The following is a 20477-nucleotide window of genomic DNA, read 5'->3' on the forward strand; positions in this document are numbered from 1 at the left end:
GCGACGAGCGCGATCTCGTCTGACGCGGCTCTTTCGTTAGCGCCGAAAATCACGGCAAACGCACGCCTCTATTCTGGAGAACGCTGGCGTCGATGCCACTAATCAGGGGGCGAAAAGCGGTTCATTCGTTTCGTCATCGGCTCGTGCTGCCACCGATCACCATCCGCACGCCAAGGCCAATGATGAAAAAGCCGGCGAGGCGCTGCTGCCAAAGTCTTGCACGAGGGTGCCGCATGATCCACGCGCCGATCGCGCCCGATGCAAGCGCATAGGTCCCCAATACGAGCACCCCGGTTATCTTCTGCGTCGCGCCGAGCAGTACCAGTTGCAACGTGACGAAGCCCCTATGCGGATCGACAAATTGCGGCAGGAACGCAACCATGAACATCAAAGGCCAAGGGTTGCTCAGATTGGCGATCATGCCTTCGCGGGCGGCGGCAAGCGGCCGCAGCGGCCTGACGCCATCCGCGGGTATCGCTGCCGAGGATGAAAGCAGCAGCCGGAACCCGAGCCAAACGATATAGGCCGCGCCAGCCCATCGAAGCAGGTTGAACGCCAGCGGCGAGGCGCGGACCAGCGAGGACAGGCCAAAGGCAACCAGCGGAAGTTGCACCAGTCCGGCGCCCAGTGTCATGCCCAGCACCGTGAACAGGGCCACGCTGCGCCCCTGCCCGATGCCGCGAGCCATCACCAGCATGCTGTCGGGGCCTGGCGGCGCCTGCATGAGAATGACGGTTCCGACGAAAGCTATCCATAAAGAGGGATCGATGGGCATCTCCATACGCGCTGCCGAATATCAAAGCCGTCAGCCGTCACCAGGTTCCGACGGCAATCGAAAATCCCGTTGCGAAGAATTTCGAGGCTTTGGCACGAACCGATGCATGGAACGCAGGGCCGACCCTCGAAGTTGAAAGGCAGGGATTCCGCCAGAACCGGTTTTGGAGGCCCGATCGGGACATAAAGCGATGACCGCCTTTCCACTCCCGCTGGATACCTCCCCGATGGAAGCCAAGCTTGCCGACGCGATCCCCGAGGATGAGGCCCGCTGGCAATACGAGCCCAAATGGGACGGATTTCGTTGTTTGGCTTTCAAGAGTGAGGATGCGGTTGAGCTGCGCGCGAAATCCGGCAAGCCGCTCGGCCGCTACTTTCCAGAGATCACGACGGTGTTGCGCGACCTCAAGCGCGGGCATTTCGTCATCGACGGCGAGATCGTCATCGAGATTGACGGTGAGCTTTCCTTCGAGGCACTGCAGATGCGACTTCACCCAGCACAAAGCAGAATCCGCAAATTGAGCTCGCAGACGCCTGCCACCCTGATCCTCTTCGACATGCTTGCCAGGCCGGGCGGCGAGATCATCACGGGCCAACCCCTTGTTGAAAGGCGAAGAGCCATCGAGGATTTCGTAACCTCCTCGAACAATCCAGATCTTCGTCTGTCGAAGTGCACTTATGATGCAGCGACGGCGGCACGATGGCTAAAGGGAGCCGGCCATGCATCGACCGACGGCATCGTCGCCAAAATGCTCGATGACCATTATCTGTGCGGCGAACGTGCGATGGTGAAGGTGAAGCCGAGGCGCACCGCCGATTGCGTTGTCGGCGGCTTTCGTTACCTCGCGGAGAGCCGTGAGGTTGGCTCGCTGCTCCTCGGCCTCTACAATGACGACGGCAAGCTCGATCATGTCGGATTCACGTCGACCATCGCCAGAAGCGACAGAGGAGCGCTCACGCGCCAGCTCGAGGGACTGCGATCAGCGCCCGGATTCACCGGCAAGGCGCCTGGCGGCCCGAGCCGCTGGAGCACGGAGCGCAGCGGACAATGGGAACCTCTGAAACCTGAACTTGTGGTGGAGGTTCGCTTCGACCACGTCACCGGCAACCGGTTCCGCCACGGGACCAAGCTGCTTCGCTGGCGGCCCGACAAGGCGCCACGGCAATGCACGTTCGAGCAGATCGAATAGACATTCCCGGGAACTCGCTTTCAGAAACATGTCACGATTTCTTGTGACGAAGGAACCAACTCGGGATTCACCGGTTCGGACATCATCCACTGGAGCCATCCTGACATGCCAAACGCAGCAGAAATTCTCGTCGATACACTGGTCGCCTGGAACGTAGAGGTTGTGTTCGGCTTGCCGGGAGACGGCATAAACGGCGTCATGGAGGCGCTGCGCACCCGGCGCGACAAAATAGCCTTCGTTCAGGTCCGGCACGAGGAATCGGCTGCATTCATGGCATGCGCCTATGCCAAGTGGACAGGCAAGCTGGGCGTCTGCCTGGCGACTTCCGGGCCCGGCGGAACGCATCTTCTGACCGGCCTCTACGATGCCAAGCTCGACCAGGCTCCGGTGCTGGCGATCACGGGCATGCAGTTCCACGATCTGATCGAGACCTTCACGCAACAGGATGTCGATCTGACGCGCGTCTTCAACGATGTTGCCGTCTACAACGCTCATGTTGCCGATGCTGCGCATATGGAGAACGTCGCCAGTCTCGCTTGCCGAACCGCTCTGGCGCGCAAGGGCGTCGCCCATCTGTCGATCGCCAGCGACGTCCAGGAGCAGCAGGACGCTGCGTCGAAGCGCTCCAAGCGCAATCGCCCGGCACACACGCCGCAGGACATGTTCGCCGGCCACAACATGCCGCTGGACGTCGAGCTGGACAAGGCCGCCGCCATTCTCAACGGCGCTTCGCGGGTGGCGATCCTGGCCGGACGCGGCGCCATCGGCGCGGCCGCCGAGCTCGAAGACACGGCGCGCCTGCTGCAGGCGCCCGTCGCAAAAGCCTTGCTGGGCAAGGCGGTGCTGCCGGACGATCATCCTTACACGACCGGCGGGATCGGCATCCTGGGAACGCTGGCGTCGCAAGAGGCGATGGAGACCTGCGACGCGGTGCTGATCGTCGGCTCCACTTTCCCCTACATTGAATACTATCCGAAGCCCGGGCAGGCCCGTGGTGTCCAGATCGACTGCGATGCGCAGCGGATCGGGCTGCGCTTTCCGGTCGAGGCTGGTCTTGTCGGCGATGCGGCCGAGACATTGCGTGCGCTCAACCAGCGCCTGACACAGAAGCCCTCCGATGAATTCCTGCAACGGTGCCAGGCGACCATGACGAGATGGCGCGAGATGATGAGGCAGTCGGAAGACGCGGAGGCGCAGCCGTTGAAACCGCAAGCCGTTGCCCGCGCGTTCGGACAAAGACTGGCCGACGACACGGTGCTGGCCACCGATTCCGGTCAGAACACGGAGCTTGCCGCCCGCCATGTCGATCTTCGCGACGGTCAAGCGTTTGGTGTTTCCGGATCCCTTGCATCCATGGCTTGCGGCCTCGCCTACGCCATCGCTGCCGGCATAGCTTTTCCCGGCCGGCCGGTCGCCGCGATCGTCGGCGACGGCGGCTTTGCCATGCAACTCGGCGAATTCTCAACGGCGGTGCGCTACAAGATCCCGCTGAAGCTTCTGGTCATCAAGAACAACATGCTCAATCAGATAGCCTGGGAGCAGATGATGTTCTTGGGAAACCCGCAATTCGGTTGCGAATTGCAGCCGATCGACTTTGCCAAGGCGGCGGAAGCAATGGGCGCGAGGGGTTTTCGCATCGAACGCGCGGATCAGATCGAGACGGTTCTCGACGAGGCTTTCGCCGCCGAGGGTCCGGTCGTGATCGAAGCGGTGGTGGATGCCTATGAGCCGCTGATGCCGCCCAAAATGCCGCCCGACTACGCCAAGAATTTCCGCCAGGCGTTGCCACAGACCCCCGGCCGCGAACGCATCGAGGAAAATATCGCCCGGGAGCCGGCGAAGTCGATGATGGATGCCTAAGGCAGAGGGCACGGAAGGAGACATGACCGAAGTCGTCGAGAAGGTGCAAACGGCCGAAGCGGCCCGATTTGGCTCGTACGGGAGGTCGGCAAACACGCGACGAGGATCGCTGCTCAGTTGCCGAACGAGTGAGTTGGATATTGGCTACGAGGTCTCAGGACCAACGGATGGAAGACCACTTGTGCTCGTGCATGGCTGGCCCGATGACATCAGCTGCTGGGACAAAGTGATCGAGACTCTGGACAATCGGAATTTTCGTATCTACGCGCCCTATCTTCGCGGCTCTGGTCCGACGCGATTTTTGCAGAGTTCCTTCATGCGTAGCGGCGCCATCGCAGCCCTTACGCTTGATCTGTCGCAATTCCTGGAAGTGCTGAACCTGAGCGACGTTCTGCTCGCCGGCTATGACTGGGGGGCGCGTGCGGGCTATGGCGTCGCGGCCCTGTTCCCCAAGCGCGTGGCCAGCCTTGTCGCCGCCTCGGCAGGCTATGCCACCGCCATGTCGCCGACCGAGATGCCTTACGACCTGGCAAAAACATATTGGTACGAGTGGTTTGTTTCCACCACGCAAGGAGAAAAGGCATACCGCGAAGACCGCAGACGGCTCTGCAAATATCTCTGGGAAAGCTGGTCGCCGCGATGGCCGGAACAGGACGCCGAGTTCGATGCCATGGCAACGTCGCTCGACAACCCCGACTGGGCCGAGATCAGCCTCCACGCCTATCGTCAGCGCTGGCATGACGCCAAGGGCGCCCCCGAACACGAGGATGTGGAACGGCGCCTGGCCGAGTCTCCCAGCATTGCCGTTCCGACACTCATGCTGCAGGGTGCCGATGACGGCGACAATCTGCCGATCACATCTGAAGGCAAGGAAAAATACTTTACCGCAGGCTATGAACGCCGCCTTCTCCCTGATGTGGGACACTTCGTTCCGCGAGAAGCTCCACAGGCTTTCGCGCGGGCGATCCTCGATCTTTCCAGATGAGCCGGCAGTCCAGCTCCGGTGCCTTTCCTTGTGACGGCCCTTGTGACGGGTGCGGACCATGAGCTTCGACGCGCTCTTCTCGACCTCCATTTGCTATGGCAACGGCGCGCCCCAGGCTGGCTGGACACTGGCGCTCCCCATCACATTACCGCTCCTGGCGGTCATGTCCCTTTATATCGCGGGTGCCAGCCGGCTGTGGCGTCGAAGCAGCAAGCGCGGACGCCCGTTGCGATCGAGGCAGGCCTTGCTGTTTTCTGCTGGCTGGGCCGCGTTGGCGTTGGCACTTGTAAGCCCGATCCATGCGTTGGGCGAACGTGTGTTTGCGGCTCATATGATCGAGCATGAATTGCTGATGGCGCTCGCAGCGCCTCTGCTGGTCGCTTCCCGCCCGATGGCGGCGATGATGTGGGCACTGCCGGCGCAACTGCGCCAGGCGTTCGGCGCGGCCGGGCATGCAAACGTGCTTCGGGTAATCTGGGCGTTCATCAGCCGCCCTGTGGTCGCGACCGTCCTGCATGGAGCCGCGATATGGGTTTGGCATGTCCCGTTGCTGTTCGAGGCTGCCCTCCAGCAGGGCTTCCTGCACTATGCCCAGCACGCGAGTTTCCTTGGCACCGGGCTCTTGTTCTGGTGGGTGCTGCTGCCTCGCCCTGGCCGCGAGCAAGACGGTGGCGGTGCGGTCGCGCATCTTTTCTTCACCTCGCTTCACACCGGCCTGCTCGGGGCGTTGCTCGTCGTGTCGCCCAGGCTGTGGTACCCGGAAAATGCCGTGGGCTCGCAATTGTGGGGTCTCAGCCCGCTTGAGGATCAGCAACTTGCAGGCCTGATGATGTGGATCCCCGCCGGTCTGATCTATGGCGGAGCCGCACTCTTCTTGGCCGCTTACTGGATTCGCACAAGCGGGCGGCGACAAACGTCGGCGATGCGCAACATCTGAAGCCGCGCTCAGGCGGACGGTATTGCCAAGCATCCTTTTGCAATCAGTCGCGTTATGGCTTTGGCAACGATGGTGGAGCCTTTATGGCAAGGTGCATGAGTCCGTTGGCCCGCTTTCGCAAGCGGACACGCACATCGCTGTCGCCTGCCTTCGCCTGCCCAACGCAAATCCCGTCCGGCGGCGGCTCGGCTCGCCGCGTTGAAGCAAAGGCCGCCCATCCAAAACAGGTCTCGAGCTGGATCGGCATTGCGCCAACGCTGGTTCTGGCAGGATGCAGCGACTGGCAATCCGCGCTCCATCCGCATGGCGCAAATGCCCGAAAGATATTTGATCTGATCTGGTCCTTCAGCGCGGTTGCGGCGGGCACATGGTTGCTTGTCATGCTCGCCTTGGGAGCAGCGCTTTTGCGGCGCCGCCTGGCGGACAGGGCGTGCTCAGCGCATGAGATCGATCCCCGCCAGGAACGCCGGTTTACCCACGCTGTCGGCGGCGCCACGGCGTTGACCGTTCTGGTGCTCATCATTTTGACGACGGCGAGTTTCTTCGCGGGCAAATCCATTGCTTCGCTGAGCGGAACGGAAACGCTTGTCGTGCGGATCACCGGGCATCAATGGTGGTGGGAGGTACGCTATCCCAAAGACGATCCGTCGCAGTCGATCGTCACGGCAAATGAAATCCATGTCCCGGTTGGCGAACCGGTCAAGGTCGAACTCGATTCACTCGATGTCATTCACAGCTTCTGGGTGCCAAGCCTTGCCGGCAAACGGGATCTCATCCCGGGCCGGCCAAGTGAGCTCACGCTCATTGCCGACAAGCCTGGCATCTATCGTGGCCAGTGTGCCGAATTCTGCGGTTATCAGCACGCCCATATGGCCATCACCGTCATCGCGGAAAGCCGCGAAGCGTTCGACGCGTGGCAATCCAGGCAAAACACCGCCGCATCCACGCCTGCCGGCGAGGAAGAACGCCGTGGCCAGCAAGCCTTTCTTTCCACCGGCTGTGCGCTCTGCCACACGATAAGAGGTACGCCTGCCAGCGGAACGGTTGGACCCGATCTTAGCCATCTCGCAAGCCGACGCGCGCTGGCGGCGGATACGCTGGCGATGACCCCTGGGGCACTTGCCGCCTGGATCGCCGATCCGCAGTCGATGAAGCCCGGGGCCAAGATGCCGCGCATTGCACTTAGCGCCGACGATCTCAATGCGGTCGTCACCTATCTCGGAAGTCTCGAATGAGTGGCACTGCCGGAAAATCAGCCGAGCATGAACAGGTTCTGAAAGGTGTGCGCGACACCGGCCTCGAGGATGTGAGGCTGCGGGCCTTTCTGGCGCATGCCTGGCGAACGCCGAAAGGCTTTTACGGTTGGTTGGTCACGGTCGATCACAAGCTGATCGGCCGGCGCTATATCGTGACAGCTTTCCTGTTCCTCATCCTTGCGGGTCTGTCGGCGCTCGCCATGCGCTTCCAGCTTGCCCAGCCCGAGGCCGGCCACATCGGCCCCGATCTCTACAATCAGCTGTTCACCATGCATGGCACGACGATGATGTTTCTGTTCGCCGTGCCGGTTATGGAAGCATTCGCCATTTACCTGGTGCCGTTGATGATCGGCACCCGCAACGTCGCCTTTCCGCGGCTCAATGCCTTCAGCTACTGGGTCTATCTGTCCGGCGGGCTGATGATCTGGATCGCCTTCGCCTTCGAAACGGGCGCGGATGCCGGTTGGTTTTCCTATGTGCCGCTCGCCGGACCCGAATATGGTATCGGCAAGCGCCCCGACTTCTGGGCACAGATGGTGACCTATACCGAAGTGTCCGCACTCGCGGTCGCGGTGGAGATCATCGCGACGGTGTTCAAACAGCGCGCGCCGGGCATGTCGCTCGACCGCATCCCGCTCTACGTCTGGTCGGTCCTCGTCACGGCTTTCGTCATCCTGTTCGCCATGCCCGCGGTGATGGTGTCGAGCACGATGCTGATCCTCGACCGGCTGGTCGGCACGAAGTTTTTCGACCCCAATGCAGGGGGCGATGCGTTGCTGTGGCAGCATCTGTTCTGGTTCTTCGGCCATCCCGAAGTCTACATCATCTTCATCCCGGCGACCGGCTTCGTCTCAGCGATCCTGCCGACCTTCGTCCGCCGCCCGGTGTTCGGCTATCTTGGGATCGTGCTGTCGCTGGTCGCGATCGGCTTTCTTTCCTTTGGACTGTGGGTGCACCACATGTTCGCCACCGGCCTGCCGCAACTCGGCGAGAGCTTCTTCACCGCCTCCTCGATGATGATCGCCATTCCGAGCGGCATTCAGATCTTCTGCTGGATCGCGACGATCTGGGGCGGCCGGCCGATCTTGGCCACGCCCATGCTTTTCGTGCTCGGCTTCATATTCACCTTTGTGATCGGCGGGCTGACCGGGGTCATGGTCGCCTCGGTGCCGCTCGACCTGCAGGTGCACGACACCTACTTCGTGGTTGCGCATTTCCACTATGTGCTGGTCGGCGGCGCCGTCTTTCCCCTGCTCGGCGCAGTCTATTACTGGTTTCCCAAGATCACCGGGCGCATGTTGTCGGAGGGCCTGGGCCGCTGGAATTTCTGGCTGCTCTTCGTCGGGTTCAACCTCACTTTCTTCCCCATGCACATCCTAGGCCTGCAAGGCATGCCCCGCCGGGTCTATACCTACCCGCCGGCGAGCGGCTGGGGCGAGATGAACCTCTTCATCAGCCTCTCGTCGCTGGTGGTGGTCGCTGGCTTTGCGCTTTTCTTCCTCAACATCCTGCTCAGCCTTCGCAACGGCCGCATTGCCGGAGACAATCCCTGGGGGGGGAGCACGCTCGAATGGGCGACGGCCTCGCCGCCGCCTTCCTATGATTTTTCGCGACTGCCGGTGGTAAATCATCGCGAACCGCTCTGGGCCGAGCCCGATATACTCCCCGTCGTCGAAGGTCTGCGTGTCGATGCACGAGAGGTGCTCGCCGGCACGGTCGCCGACGCGGTGCCGCAAGTAAGGGTGCCATCGGCTGACAATTCAATCTGGCCGCTGCTGTCAGCCATCGCGGTTGGCGGCGCATTTCTCGGATCGATCTACACGCCATGGGCGGTGGTCTGGGGCGCGATACCGGTTTCGATCGGCTTCATCTGTTGGTTCTGGCCCAAAGGCGAACCGGAGGACGAGGAATGAAGCACCGCCCCGTAGCCGACGTCAGCCATCTGCCCACATATGATTTCGGAGCGGCGAGCCCGATGTGGTGGGGGACGCTTGCCTTCATTGCTCTCGAGGCAACAGGTTTTGCCTTGGCGATCGGCACCTATTTCTATCTGGCCGTGCTGGCCCCGCATTGGCCGATCGGAGCGCCGGCGCCAGATCTGCTGCCGGGCACGGCGATATTGGTCATTCTGGTTGCGAGCATCGTGCCCAACCACCTCGTCGAACTTTGGGCGCGCCGTCAGGATCTCGCGAAGGTTCGCCTCGGCGTGGTCGTCATGTCGATCGTCGGAATTCTTCCGCTGATCGTTCGCATCTGGGAATTTCCGGCGCTGCGGATCTCATGGGATCAGAACGCTTACGGATCGATCGTCTGGTTCCTGCTCGGCCTGCATACGACGCATCTTCTTACCGATGTCGGCGACACGATCGTCCTAGCGGTTCTCATGTTCACGCAACAAGGCAAGGCGGGCCGCCGCTTCAGCGACGTCTCGGACAATGCCTTCTACTGGGACTTCGTGGTCGTCTCATGGGTCGTGCTCTATCTTGTTATCTATTGGGCTCCAAGGATGTGAGATGCAGGCGATCCGTACCGGCGTTTCCTGGGCAGGCCTGGTCAGTGGACCAGTTGCATGGGCAATAACGCTGCAGCTCGATTATTCGATTGCATTCTGGCAATGCCACGCCGGCTTTCGTCCCACTGCCTTGTTCTCATTGATAGGCGCCGCTGCCGCAATGGCGGGCGCGCTGCTGTCGTGGCGCGCCGTTCACGACCGAAGGCACGGTAGAAGCCCACCCTCGAAGGCGCGGACGCGCGCGTTTCTGGCCAAGGCTTCGGTGGGTATCGGGGCGCTGTTTACGCTTATCTTGCTGGCGCAATTGGTGGCAGGGCTGATCTTCAGCGGGTGCGAACTGTGACGATGCCGAGGGGGACCCCGGGCGTAACCTCTCAGGCGGTCGCGGTCTTCCTGGCATCGTTGACGCTTTGCACGCAATTGTGGGCGAACGAAATCCAGAAAGGCGAATATCTCGCCAGGGCCGCCGATTGCGTAGGCTGCCATACATCGAATCCGAGCCGCCCGTTCGCCGGTGGCTATCGCGTGCCGACACCGTTTGGCGATGTGTATTCCACCAACATCACACCGGATCCGGACACAGGCATCGGACGCTATTCCGCGGACGAGTTCGTGCGAGCCGTCCAGAAAGGTATCAGGCGCGACGGAGCCGATCTCTATCCCGCCATGCCCTATGACAGCTTCGCCGCAATGAGCCGCGAAGACGTGCTCGCAGTCCGGGCGTATCTGTTGGCGCAGCCAGCGATCTCGCAGCCGCGGCCACAAAACATCCTACCTTTTCCATTCAACCAGCGCTGGATCCTTGTGTTGTGGAAGCTCGCGAACTTGCACACCGGCAATTTTACGCTGGATGCAAGCCGAACCGCCGGATGGAACAGAGGCGCCTATCTTGTCGAGGTGCTCGGCCACTGCGGTGCCTGCCACACGCCGCGAAATACGACATTCGGCATGGATGAAAATCGCAAGCTTGCCGGCGGCACCGCCGGCATCTGGCAAGCCTTCAACATCACCGGTGACAAGATCGCGGGCGTGGGCGGCTGGAGCGATGAGGAGCTGTTTCGATTTCTCAAAACCGGCGCTGTGCCTGGGAAGGCCTATGCGGGCGGTCCGATGGCGGAGACAGTCATGAACAGCCTGCAACACCTTTCCGATGAAGACATCCACGCCATGGTCGCCTACCTCAGGGATGTGCCCGCTCAACCGGGAGACGAGCGACAGCCGCGTTTCTCGTGGGGCGATGCGCCCGTGACCGCCGGCGGTGATGGAGCCAAGACGCAGGGCAGCGGGAGCACAGACGGCGATACTCTCTATCGGTCGCTCTGTTCGGGATGCCATGGGATGAATGGAAGCGGATCACCTGACGGGTCCTATCCCTCATTGATCCACAACACCGCCCTCGGCGCAGCCACGCCTGAGAATGTCGTCATGACGATCCTTGAAGGCATCAAGGCTGGTGACGTCGCGGGGCGCAAATCAATGGCGGCCTTCAGCGGCTGGCTGGACGATGGCCAGGTGGCAGCCCTTGCAAATTACGTCACCGCTCGGTTCGGAAATCCCGACCTCAGCGTCACCGCGGCCGATGTACGACAGATGCGGGCAGGCTCGACAACAAGCCAGACAATCATGGTCCTGACGGCTCAATCACTCGTGGTGGGCGGCGCCGTGTTGATGCTTGGGCTGCTGCTTCTGCTGGCAAGACGCCTGCACCGTGGGATGACTTCGGCGCGCCTTATGTTCGCGCATAAAGATAGGCGGTAATGTCACGCGCCTCTTGAGGCGACAGATTTGTATTGGGCATGGCCGTCTTCGGGTCTACGTCCCGCGCCCTGCTGATCCATTGCATCATCGCATCCGGGGGGGCTCGCGACGCCCCGATATATCTTCTTTCGACGACGCCTTGCAGGGACGGACCGACGGTACCACGGGCACCGGGCACCCCCGGGATTTCGTGACATCCGCCACAGCCGTTGCGGATCATTGCCGGGACGGCCCGTTCAGGGTCGCCGCCTATGGCCTGCACGATGGTGGTTTCACGCAAATTGTTGTCGCGGACCGATCCGATGGCGCAGACGGTCAAAGCAATGACGGCCGCCGCTGATGTGCCTGCCGCCCACAAGAGTAGGGGTGGCGCTTGCCCGACGGCCTCTCGGCTCATCTGCGTCTGCCGCTATTGCATCCGCAAAAACGCTGCCGGATCTTCGCCAAGTCGCAAGAGGGGGCGTCCGGCAGCGCTCTAAGGCACCGGCTCATTTGTTGCAGTTCTGCATGTTCGATGTCGTGGTGCCGGAGGCGGTGTTGTTGTCGGTGTCGTTGCCCGCGGCATCCTTACAGCGGTCGGTCATGCCGTTCGAATTGGTTGTCGAATTCGTCGCGTTCGGGTCAACGGGCGTGGTCGATGCCCCGGAGCCAGAACCAGAGCCGGTGGTGGCACCATTCGCAGTTCCGGCCGTCGAGCCCGACCCGTTGTTGGAGCCAGAAGCGTTCGACTGGGCCATTGCAGATGTTGCCAGTGCGAGTGCAAGCGCAGTGGCGGAGAGAAGTTTGATGGTCATGGTGGGTCTCCTTGGGTTGTGCGTATTGCCTCCACCAAACCGGCCGCCTCCCGACTTGTTCCGGCTGAAATCGCATTGAGCGAAATTCTCGGAAGGATCGCGTCTCTTCCCACGCTCCTAATGTCGCGAAGCGCGACGATCCTGTCGGATCGGCAGGAAGACAGCCAAGTCACCAAATCACGCCCAAGGGCCGAACACGAACAGAGCGAGCAGAACTATAAAGATCACGGCCACAGCCGCGACCGCCCACATCATTAACCTCCTGGTACCCTGTTGCTCCTTCTCTCGCGAAAGGTTTTCTGCCACTGCACGATTCCTTGCTACGAATTCCGCCTAAGATGCGCCTCGGGCTTGTGCCCGACGCGGTGTCAATCAACGTCCAGCAGCCCGTGTCGCCGTCTTTCGACCCGTGCTTTCTTTGCCGTGGCCAGCGGATTGTGGCCTGTCGGGGTGTTCGAGGCCGCATCCTTTGAGTGGGCCGCAACAGCTGGGCCAGCTCCCGTCTGTGTGAGCATGTCACCGGAGGCTTGAGGCGACCGCGTCCTTCCGAAGAATTCAACAACACGTCTAAACAGGTCCATGTCAGTTCTGCCTGGCAAGGGTGAATGCCGGAGCCTGTGGCGCGCGGGCATTCGCTTGTTCGTCCGCCATGCCGAATGTCGCGACCTGCACCAGCACGGCTTTGGCGGCATTTATGATTTCGTCGTCTGTCCGGTTCCTGTCGCCGGCGGCAAGCGTCACTCTGACGGACTCGCCGCCTTCTCCATGGAATTCGACCCAGTCGGCTCCTGCTTGGTGGAGCACCCGAGTATCAATGAGTTCCATCACTCGCCTCCTTTGATAGGAGAATTTCGATGTCGGTATATTGTTCCACCTGGAGCGCTACAAAGGCGCGGCGACCGCCGGCGCACAAGGTCTGACGCCTACCAACCTTGCCGGCTGTACCAATCATCGACATCGCGCCGCACACGATCCTTCTCGATGCCGTAACGCTCCTGGATCTTGCCTTCGAGCTGATCGCGCTTGCCGGCGATGCGGTCAAGGTCATCGTCGGTGAGTTTACCCCACTGCTCCTTGACCTTGCCTTTCACCTGTTTCCAGTTTCCTTCCACGCGGTTCCAGTCCATCACACCGTTCTCCCTGTTTCCGAAAGGTCCGGAATAGGAAACGCAATCCAGGCAAGTATGTTCCTGGAAACAGGGAGGTCCGTCAGAGCCAATCTCTGCGTACCAATTGTCGCTTATTGTTCTTGATAGGATTTATATTCGTTATCAGATAGTTACGTCGCAGATCGGCGTGTTTCGGCGGCGTTTGAGTGGGTGTGAATCATTCCCACTCGATTGTTTGAATAACCTTATAACGCATTGAAATTACTGCCAAATATTGTTCGTTTCCACGCAAGCGCACCACGCCTGGTTCAGCGGCTTTGTGACCAAGCTCTTCGGCTGAGCGATGTTCCCGCAGCGACACCGGTTCCGGGCGTTGCGCTACCCGGCATTAGCGCGCATCTGACGTCGGGATGTGCGCCTCGCGCGCGGCGCCGCTTCGACGATATGTCCATTTGTGGGCAACACAGCGTCTTTGCGCGATCTCGCGTCGGTCACTCGGTGCAACCGCTCGTAGGGCAGCAATTCCTTAATGCGCGCGTCAAGGGTCACGATCTCGGCGCGCAGATCTTCGCATTCCTGCCTCTGGATATCGAGCTGTATCTGGTCTGAAGCCAGTTGCAATGAAAGCTCCGATAGGTTGGTGCTGACCGCCGACAGGTTTTTCTTGTCGCCTTCGCTCTCGGTTTTGAGGGCGACAAGCCTTTCCTCCGCGATCCGGCGCTCGGTCGCGAAATCGTTAACCTGGGTTCTGAGCAGGGTGATCTCGGCGGAGGTTTCGCTGCTGTTGTTGGTTTCCTTCTCCAGCCTCGATCGCAACTCCTCTATCTCGGAACGCAGCCCGCGCATCTCCGCGTGGGCGCGCGCCCGTTCGCCAGCGCTGTCGCTTTCCACGATGCGGGCCGCCTCGGTTGCCTCGGCGAGCTTGGCATGCGTGGTCTCCAGTGACTTCTGCAGCCGGGCTCCTTCCTTCTCGTGCCTGCCAAGTTGCGCCAACAGCTCGGCTATGTGCGCGCTTTCGTTGGCGTGAGTTGCCGCGAACTCGTCCAGTTTATGCCGAGCCTCGGTCTCCCGCTTTTGCGCCTGCTCGAGCTCGACGGAAAGGCCGACCTGCTTTTCGCGCAGCAGCTTGTTCTCGCTTGCGCGTCTGTCGACCTCCACGGTTTTGACGGTCAGGGCATTGACGATCTCGCCGAACTGCGTTTCGCGCCTTGCACTCTCATGGCCCATTTCCACCAGCTCGAGCCGTGCCTTCGCAAGCGCTGTACGCAGCGACTCGCGGTCCTGGACTATGCCGGCCTCGCGCTGTTGCCAGACCTCGGCTGCACGGTCGAGTTCGCGCAGCTTGCGGCCGGTGTCGAGCAATTGTTCCGACAAGGACTTGTGTTCCGTGGTCAAAGCGACATTGGCCAGTTCCAACTCGTTGGCCCTTAGGGTATCGCGATGCAGGACGTTCAGAATCTCGCGCGTCATGCGATGCGCGGTGGCTATCTCGGCCAATCTGGTTTCGATCTCTTCCAGGTGGCCTTGCCCGTCCCGGAAAAGCCCGGCGACGGCCTCCAGGGCAGCAAGCCGGGTCTGTGTGTGCGGTGTCAACCTCACGGACGGCGCGTCGCTTTCGCCCTCAGCAGGGCCAGTGTTTGCCGGCACTTCCGCACCTTCCGAACCCTGCCCATCGGTCGAAAGGCAGTCCTCGATTGCTTCGGCCAGGTCCGATTGGAATTCCTGAAATTCCTTGTCTACGTTCTCGGCCCGCTTGATTAGAGATTTGAAACTCACCACGACACACCCCTTACGCTCACCTTAGGCTGGCCTCCGGGCACACTTAACGAATTGCTAATGTATCGCATCACCTTCCATTCCGAAAGAGGCGGCTGCCATGGCCGATCCCGACCAAGCCGGCCGAATGGACGAGATCAGCGTGGCGAGGCGCAGCACCAGTCTGAGGAGCTCGAGGGTTGTCGTGCTTTGGCTATTTGTTCAGGCCCTGGGCGACATTCAGGCTGCCTACACCGCCGCCGCAAATGCCCTTAGCAGCCGCAGGATGAAATCGAAGAGGACGTGTATCTGCCCACCCAGTTCATAGCGTACTCAATCGTATCCAAACTCTTGTGCTGCCCGTTCAGCAACCCGAAGCCTGTGTCGGGAACCATCTGCCCTTCGTGGAGTTGGCTTCCTCGCCGGTCCGACCAGGACTGCATCCAGTTGGTCGAATTTCTCCGCCCTCGACCGTTTCGATTCGGGCCTCGTGGAGCCAAAATCCAGGAAGCAAACTTTGCTTTGCCTCCTTGATAAATCCCCTCATCGCGGAGCCTGGTATTGGGCGTGAATTCATCAGCTCCCGATAAAGCGGTCACATCGGATGAGCGTTCGCGAGAAAGGGGTACCCCTTCTGTCCTTCAAATAGATCTTGCGGACCTGTCATCTTTTCGTTCCCTGACGGGCCAGACGCGAGAGTGAGCACACCATGGTTCATCGCCCAAACTGCAGCCTGCGTACGGTTGCGAACCCGAATCTTTCGAAGGATCGCCTTGACGTGTACCTTCACCGTAGCTTCGGCGATTCTAATCTCGCGCGCGATGGTTTTGTTGGACTCCCCTTCGACCAAACAACGTAGAATACATTTTTCCCTGTTTGACAAAATCGATAGGCCCCTCTCCACATTCTCGATTTTAGCAGCCGCGCTTGTCAAATCATCGGTTACCGCATCATATTTAAGATCAGGCCTTATATCTTGAATAAACGCCGAAGGTTCCACAGGCAATACCATCTGTCCAAGCATAACCAATTCGAGAGCTTTGATGAACGTGTCGGAAGGAGCGGCTTTTGTCAAATACGCGTCAGCCCCCGCACGAAAAGCCGAAACTATATCGCTCGATCGACAGTGATCGGCTAGCACAACAACATGACTGTTCGCACAAATTGCCTTAAAGTGAGCAATCTGTGCGAATTCAGCATCTGCATCAGTACCGCCGACATCCATTATGAGTAAGATGGGCCGGTGCTGGGGTAGCGGCTTCTGCAGAAGATCGTGAACACAAGCCGCAGAAAAAAGAATACGAAACTTTGCTGTATCCAAGATTCGACTAAGGCCCTCTCGGAGTAACTCGCTCGGCCCGACGAGAACCGTTACAAAGGATTGTTTTGTCATCGTAGCTCCCCAGCCCGCCCGGTAAGGCGCTCGGCGCGCCAACCGCATTAACGTTAACGTTACGCTAGGAAAACCCTAAGCCAAAATACCGCCCTTAGGCGTAGGGCAGCATCGAGACTCGGGTTTCACAAGCCCGTGGCCTTGGGGAGGCATGATGCGGGCGCCACGGCGCCGCCATCGTGGCGTTGGACGCGCGGCAGTGAGGGTTGCCGGGGCTTGGTTTCCCGCGTTTCCCGCGATGCCGCTCCCGCGTGCCAGTTGCGTCGTCAGGCGGCTCTTCGTTGCGTTGGATCGCCTTGCCATCAAAGAGGTTCTTCTGCAGCGCAGCACATTGGACGAGCTCGTCCAAGTCAGTGCTTCATCCATAGGGAGTGCCCACAAAGGGATAGTTGTGCCGCAGGCGGTGAAGGGCCACGATGAGGAGAGTCTTGCTCCGTCAACCCATGCTCGACCAGTTTGGGAGGCATGGTCACCAGAAGGTGAAAGCTACACGCCATGGCTACAGAGTACAATTCCTTGCCCGTCACTCCCTCGTCACAGGCCGGCGGCCGCAGGGGGACAAAGGCCGTCCTGCTGGTCTTTGGACTCTCCGGAGTCGCCGCCCTGGGAGGGGGCGCGGTCAGAAACTGGGAGCCCATCAACTGGAAGGTCATCGGGGCTGTTTCCAGAGCCGTGGCGCAGAAGGTCAACGATGCCTCCGGAGCCGTGGCGCAGAAGGTCAACGATGCCTCCGGAGCCGCGGCGCAGAAGGTCGAGGATGTTTCCGGGGCCGTGGTGCAGAAGGTCGACGATGTCTCCGAAGCCGTGGTGCAAAAGGTGTCTGCTGCTATCGACAGCTGGCAAGATCAACCGGTTCGAGCCACGGCCGAACCCAGCGCGATCGTGTTGGGACCGGGTGCGTCGGCCGTAACGTTGGGGAGCGCCGCCCCTGCCGTCCCCACCAGTACCGAGCGCCCAAAAACCCTCAGCACGGGACCGGATGCGTCGGCCGTGGCGTTGGTCGAACGCAACGCCGTCCCGGCCGTTCCCACCAGTGCCCAGCGCCCCCTCAGTACGGCGCCGGACCTGCCAACCGGAAGCCAGTTCGGCGTCGGCGACCGCCTCAAGGTCGTGTTCTACGAGCGCGTCGACATCGAAGAAGACAAATGGGGGGGCGCGTCCTCAGCCTCGGCCCTACGCGGTATCGTGCAGCGTCCGGAGCTGAGCGGCGAGTATACTGTCCAAGAGGACGGCACGATTTCCATGCCCTTGCTTGGCTCCATTTCGGTCGCCAACCGGTCGGCGCAACAGGTACAGGCCGACCTGGCGGCTACCTTCGAACAACTGCTGGGCCGCAAAGGACTGGTCAACATCCTGTCGCTGGAGCGCCCGCCCATTTACGTACTGGGGCCAGTCAAGAATTCGGGTTCGTTCAAGTACGCGCCCGGCATGACGATCCTGCACGCCATCGCGCTGGCCGGCGGCCTCGACCGGAGCCCGGGCGAGCCGTGGCAGAAAATTGAAGCCGTGCGTGAAACCCAGAGGCGGGGCGGGGCGATCGATGCAATTTCGAAGTTGCTCGCCCGCGTGGCGGTGCTGAAAGCCGAGCGCGACGGCACGGCGCCCAAGATCCCGCGCCAGTTGCTGGAGTTCGCCGGCGCGACTGAAGCCGCCAACCTCGTCAGCGAGCAGAGCGACCGGCGCAAGGCCGTCGCCACGACCCGCAAGGATCGCGAGCGCACGATCTTGCGTGCACTAGAAGCGGCCAGGCAAGATGTTGCCGCGTATGGGCACATGGACTCGCTCGACGAGCTCGTCAAGCTGCGCGAGGATCGCGTCAACAGCATGCGCACGCTCGTGAATCGCAACGTTCTCAGCATGACGGTGATGGATCAGGTCCGGAGCGAGTTGTCCGACGCACAACAGCGTCGGCAGGATGCCCTCAACCAGTACGCGATGGCCAAGCAGCGCCTTGCTTCGCTGGAGGCTGAGGCGTTGCAGACCCAGGCCGACCTCAGGAACGATCTGGAGGTTGAGATCGAGTCCACTGAGACCCAGATCGCAGCCAACACGCGCGACTTGAACGCCAGCGAAGGCGTCCTGGACACGTTGCCGATGAACCGCGCCCAGGCTGTGAACGCGAACAGCGTAACCTACCAAATCGTGCGGCAATCGGCAGCCGGGCCGGTCAGCATCGAGTCCCCCGGGATGACCCTGTTGCAGCCGGGCGACCTCGTCAACATAATCGTGGCCGAAGGCGAGCCGGACGCGCTGGGCGGTTCGCCGGTCTCGACCTCGTCCCTGACCGGCGAGAGCTCGCCGGCCGGGTCCACTCTCAACGATGCAGGACCTGGCAGCGAGGTGGCGGAGCAGCCAATCGGTCCGAATTGATGGCCGCAAGGAAACTGTTCTGCACGGCACGGTCTGCGTGAATGAACTCGTCGGGCCGACGTGGGAGCCGCAACGATCACTCGCCCACAGCTTCAGCCGTTTCACGAACGGGCATATCCGTCTCCGCCGAGTTCGAAGTGTGGCTTGGACTGCCCGCCGTGGGTAGTCAGGAATAGGGTCTTCACTTCCCGCGCCGGCGATACGAAACTTCTACAAACAGGGCAAACCCCCGGGCGCTCCATGGCTGACCAGCAGCGCGCAACAAGGACAGGAGTTCGCGATGTCTCAATCATCGGTGCACAACCCTAACGTGCGGCTTCTGTAGGACACGCCATGCCCCAGGATGCTGTTATCGATGTGACCGTGGAGGCCTTGCCGGACATCGCGAGACTTGAAGCCATTTGGAAGGAGCTCGAAGCCCGAGCAACTCACTCATTCTACCTGTCCTGGCTCTGGATCGGAACTTGGCTGCGGCATCTGCCGGGGGGCGCTCAACCACATATTCTGGTCGCCCGGACGTCAAGCAGAATCGTTGGGTTGGCGATTATTTGCCGGCGGAGCACCTGGAGCTTCGGGCCACATGCGCGGGCGCGTTGGCTACTCAATGAAACCGGCGATGTTCGTTTCGATCGATTGTTTATCGAGTACAACAACATTCTTGCGGAGCGATCCCTGGCCGATGCCACCAGGGTGGCATGCCTCGAGGCTTTAGCGCAGCACTTGCGCTACTCTGACCAGCTGGTGCTCTCGGGAATCGATCCGGACTTTGAGCTGGCCGCTTGCCGCACTGCGGGCCGGGCCGGGCTCCTTACCGATGTGAGAGCGGACGATACGGCGCGGTGGATCGATTTCGCAGAAGTCCGCCGGAAAGGCGGAAATTTCCGCGCCACATTGGGCCGCAATACTCGGCAGGCGGTAAGCCGCGCCATGCGGTTATATACTGAACGCGGCCCCATTGCGTTCCAGACCATGGAAGGCACTTTGGAGGCGCTCGCCGCGTTTGATTTGCTGGCCGAGCTTCATCAGGCGCGGTGGGGACGCAAGGGCGCCTTTGCCAATCCGAGCTTCCGCCGATTTCACGAAGACCTCATTGCACTCGGAGTTCCCACTGGGACCGTGCGCATCTCGCGGACGTTGGCTGGGGACCAGACAATTGGGGTCTTGTACAATTTCGTGCATGACGGCCGTGTTTACAACTACCAAAGCGGCTTTCTCTTTGAGCGCGACGGCCGGCTTAAGCCTGGGCTTATCAGCCATGTTCTGGCTATCGAGGACAGCATCGGACGCGGGGAGTGCAGCTACGATTTTCTGGCAGGCTTCTCGGGGCACAAGTCGCACCTGGCCAATGCGGAGCATCCCATGAAGTGGATCGCCATAGGCAGAGACGGTCCAGAGCGCCGCATCGAGGCAAAGTTGCGCGGTGCCAAGCGAGTGCTAGGGACCATTGCTGCGAACATGAAAGAGGCCATGGCTTGAAGCGCCAACCAAAGAAGGAGGGTCCATCTTCACTCTATATCGCCCACCGGACGAGCGCTGTTTGAAGCACAGCGCGGCGGGCTCTCTAATCTATGTTTCAGCGTGGCGGAATTGGTAGACGCACCGCACTGTTGATGCGGCGCCGACAGGCTTGTAGGTTCGACTCCTACCGCTGGAGCCATCATTTTAGGTCGTTGAAGAAGGGCATTTCGGCCCCTTCTGCCCGACGCGCGAGTACTTTTGGTCCACCGATCCGCCTCCCAGCAAGGAGATCCCTGGAGCGCCAGTTCACTGTCAGTCCGGCAAGA

General features: G+C 60.9%; 18 protein-coding genes and 1 tRNA gene. 12 read left to right on the forward strand and 7 right to left on the reverse strand.

The features are described 5' to 3' along the window. Nucleotides 1-133: 133 nt before the first annotated feature. Nucleotides 134-688, reverse strand: a complete 555-nt coding sequence (locus tag AC0NIH_RS29275; RefSeq protein WP_245272793.1) for a LysE family translocator — start codon at nt 686-688, stop codon at nt 134-136. A gap of 277 nt (nt 689-965) precedes the next feature. Here AC0NIH_RS29275 and AC0NIH_RS29280 point away from each other — a divergent pair, with 277 nt between their 5' ends. From AC0NIH_RS29280 to AC0NIH_RS29320, 9 genes are all read left to right on the forward strand, one after another. Further along, nucleotides 966-1964, forward strand: a complete 999-nt coding sequence (locus AC0NIH_RS29280) for an ATP-dependent DNA ligase (protein ID WP_473468492.1) — start codon at nt 966-968, stop codon at nt 1962-1964. 105 nt (nt 1965-2069) lie between these two features. Further along, complete coding sequence (locus AC0NIH_RS29285) at nt 2070-3824, forward strand: thiamine pyrophosphate-dependent enzyme (RefSeq protein ID WP_473468490.1); 1755 nt, start codon at nt 2070-2072, stop codon at nt 3822-3824. A gap of 22 nt (nt 3825-3846) precedes the next feature. Further along, the gene (locus tag AC0NIH_RS29290) at nt 3847-4809 is read left to right on the forward strand and encodes an alpha/beta fold hydrolase (RefSeq protein WP_473468489.1); all 963 of its coding nucleotides are present in this window, start codon (nt 3847-3849) and stop codon (nt 4807-4809) included. A gap of 58 nt (nt 4810-4867) precedes the next feature. Further along, the gene (locus AC0NIH_RS29295) at nt 4868-5746 is read left to right on the forward strand and encodes a cytochrome c oxidase assembly protein (protein WP_473468487.1); all 879 of its coding nucleotides are present in this window, start codon (nt 4868-4870) and stop codon (nt 5744-5746) included. Beyond that, nucleotides 5641-6981, forward strand: a complete 1341-nt coding sequence (gene coxB / locus AC0NIH_RS29300) for a cytochrome c oxidase subunit II (protein WP_473562740.1) — start codon at nt 5641-5643, stop codon at nt 6979-6981. The genes AC0NIH_RS29295 and coxB overlap by 106 nt, the downstream gene beginning before the upstream one ends. Next, on the forward strand, nt 6978-8915 hold the full coding sequence (gene ctaD / locus AC0NIH_RS29305) for a cytochrome c oxidase subunit I (protein ID WP_473468483.1): 1938 nt from the start codon (nt 6978-6980) through the stop codon (nt 8913-8915). The genes coxB and ctaD overlap by 4 nt, the downstream gene beginning before the upstream one ends. Beyond that, nucleotides 8912-9514, forward strand: coding sequence for a cytochrome c oxidase subunit 3 (locus AC0NIH_RS29310; RefSeq protein WP_023780203.1), 603 nt, complete (start codon nt 8912-8914; stop codon nt 9512-9514). Before ctaD ends, AC0NIH_RS29310 begins: the two co-directional genes overlap by 4 nt. 1 nt (nt 9515) lies before the next feature. After that, on the forward strand, nt 9516-9857 hold the full coding sequence (locus tag AC0NIH_RS29315) for a hypothetical protein (protein ID WP_023780204.1): 342 nt from the start codon (nt 9516-9518) through the stop codon (nt 9855-9857). 2 nt (nt 9858-9859) lie between these two features. Further along, on the forward strand, nt 9860-11272 hold the full coding sequence (locus AC0NIH_RS29320; protein ID WP_473468559.1) for a c-type cytochrome: 1413 nt from the start codon (nt 9860-9862) through the stop codon (nt 11270-11272). Here the strand turns inward: AC0NIH_RS29320 and AC0NIH_RS29325 are convergent. The 6 genes from AC0NIH_RS29325 to AC0NIH_RS29350 form a co-directional block, all read right to left on the reverse strand. Continuing rightward, complete coding sequence (locus tag AC0NIH_RS29325) at nt 11244-11669, reverse strand: c-type cytochrome (RefSeq protein ID WP_473562741.1); 426 nt, start codon at nt 11667-11669, stop codon at nt 11244-11246. The genes AC0NIH_RS29320 and AC0NIH_RS29325 overlap by 29 nt on opposite strands. 91 nt (nt 11670-11760) lie before the next feature. Beyond that, nucleotides 11761-12066: a hypothetical protein gene (locus AC0NIH_RS29330; RefSeq protein WP_287276932.1), complete on the reverse strand. Its 306-nt coding sequence runs from the start codon at nt 12064-12066 to the stop codon at nt 11761-11763. Between the two features lie 582 nt (nt 12067-12648). Beyond that, nucleotides 12649-12891 (reverse strand): hypothetical protein, encoded by a 243-nt coding sequence (locus AC0NIH_RS29335; protein ID WP_023780207.1) that lies wholly within the window; start codon nt 12889-12891, stop codon nt 12649-12651. A 98-nt stretch (nt 12892-12989) separates the two neighbouring features. Further along, on the reverse strand, nt 12990-13193 hold the full coding sequence (locus AC0NIH_RS29340) for a CsbD family protein (protein WP_023768098.1): 204 nt from the start codon (nt 13191-13193) through the stop codon (nt 12990-12992). Between the two features lie 360 nt (nt 13194-13553). Further along, nucleotides 13554-14951: a coiled-coil domain-containing protein gene (locus AC0NIH_RS29345; protein WP_473468555.1), complete on the reverse strand. Its 1398-nt coding sequence runs from the start codon at nt 14949-14951 to the stop codon at nt 13554-13556. A gap of 574 nt (nt 14952-15525) precedes the next feature. Then, complete coding sequence (locus AC0NIH_RS29350; RefSeq protein ID WP_287277534.1) at nt 15526-16323, reverse strand: LuxR C-terminal-related transcriptional regulator; 798 nt, start codon at nt 16321-16323, stop codon at nt 15526-15528. Between the two features lie 516 nt (nt 16324-16839). Between AC0NIH_RS29350 and AC0NIH_RS29355 the strand changes: the two genes are divergently transcribed. The 3 genes from AC0NIH_RS29355 (at nt 16840) to AC0NIH_RS29365 (ending at nt 20350) form a co-directional block, all read left to right on the forward strand. Beyond that, nucleotides 16840-18693 (forward strand): polysaccharide biosynthesis/export family protein, encoded by a 1854-nt coding sequence (locus tag AC0NIH_RS29355; RefSeq protein WP_473469127.1) that lies wholly within the window; start codon nt 16840-16842, stop codon nt 18691-18693. Between the two features lie 333 nt (nt 18694-19026). Continuing rightward, nucleotides 19027-20169 carry a GNAT family N-acetyltransferase gene (locus AC0NIH_RS29360; RefSeq protein WP_352715330.1) on the forward strand — a complete coding sequence of 381 codons (1143 nt, stop codon included), beginning with the start codon at nt 19027-19029 and terminating at the stop codon, nt 20167-20169. Nucleotides 20170-20265: 96 nt separating this feature from the next. Further along, nucleotides 20266-20350 (forward strand) — tRNA-Asn (locus AC0NIH_RS29365). The last annotated feature ends 127 nt before the right edge of the window (nt 20351-20477 follow it).

It is taken from the genome of Mesorhizobium sp. WSM1386, assembly GCF_055901595.1.

Coding starts and splice junctions, on each gene's coding strand:
- AC0NIH_RS29310 (WP_023780203.1), top strand. CDS start 8,912: ATGAAGCACCGCCCCGTAGCCGACGTCAGCCATCTGCCCACATATGAT.
- AC0NIH_RS29350 (WP_287277534.1), bottom strand. CDS start 16,323: ATGACAAAACAATCCTTTGTAACGGTTCTCGTCGGGCCGAGCGAGTTA.
- AC0NIH_RS29280 (WP_473468492.1), top strand. CDS start 966: ATGACCGCCTTTCCACTCCCGCTGGATACCTCCCCGATGGAAGCCAAG.
- AC0NIH_RS29360 (WP_352715330.1), top strand. CDS start 19,027: ATGCCCCAGGATGCTGTTATCGATGTGACCGTGGAGGCCTTGCCGGAC.
- ctaD (WP_473468483.1), top strand. CDS start 6,978: ATGAGTGGCACTGCCGGAAAATCAGCCGAGCATGAACAGGTTCTGAAA.
- AC0NIH_RS29275 (WP_245272793.1), bottom strand. CDS start 688: ATGGCTCGCGGCATCGGGCAGGGGCGCAGCGTGGCCCTGTTCACGGTG.
- AC0NIH_RS29330 (WP_287276932.1), bottom strand. CDS start 12,066: ATGACCATCAAACTTCTCTCCGCCACTGCGCTTGCACTCGCACTGGCA.
- AC0NIH_RS29325 (WP_473562741.1), bottom strand. CDS start 11,669: ATGAGCCGAGAGGCCGTCGGGCAAGCGCCACCCCTACTCTTGTGGGCG.
- AC0NIH_RS29295 (WP_473468487.1), top strand. CDS start 4,868: ATGAGCTTCGACGCGCTCTTCTCGACCTCCATTTGCTATGGCAACGGC.
- AC0NIH_RS29290 (WP_473468489.1), top strand. CDS start 3,847: ATGACCGAAGTCGTCGAGAAGGTGCAAACGGCCGAAGCGGCCCGATTT.
- AC0NIH_RS29340 (WP_023768098.1), bottom strand. CDS start 13,193: ATGGACTGGAACCGCGTGGAAGGAAACTGGAAACAGGTGAAAGGCAAG.
- AC0NIH_RS29315 (WP_023780204.1), top strand. CDS start 9,516: ATGCAGGCGATCCGTACCGGCGTTTCCTGGGCAGGCCTGGTCAGTGGA.
- AC0NIH_RS29320 (WP_473468559.1), top strand. CDS start 9,860: ATGCCGAGGGGGACCCCGGGCGTAACCTCTCAGGCGGTCGCGGTCTTC.
- AC0NIH_RS29335 (WP_023780207.1), bottom strand. CDS start 12,891: ATGGAACTCATTGATACTCGGGTGCTCCACCAAGCAGGAGCCGACTGG.
- AC0NIH_RS29285 (WP_473468490.1), top strand. CDS start 2,070: ATGCCAAACGCAGCAGAAATTCTCGTCGATACACTGGTCGCCTGGAAC.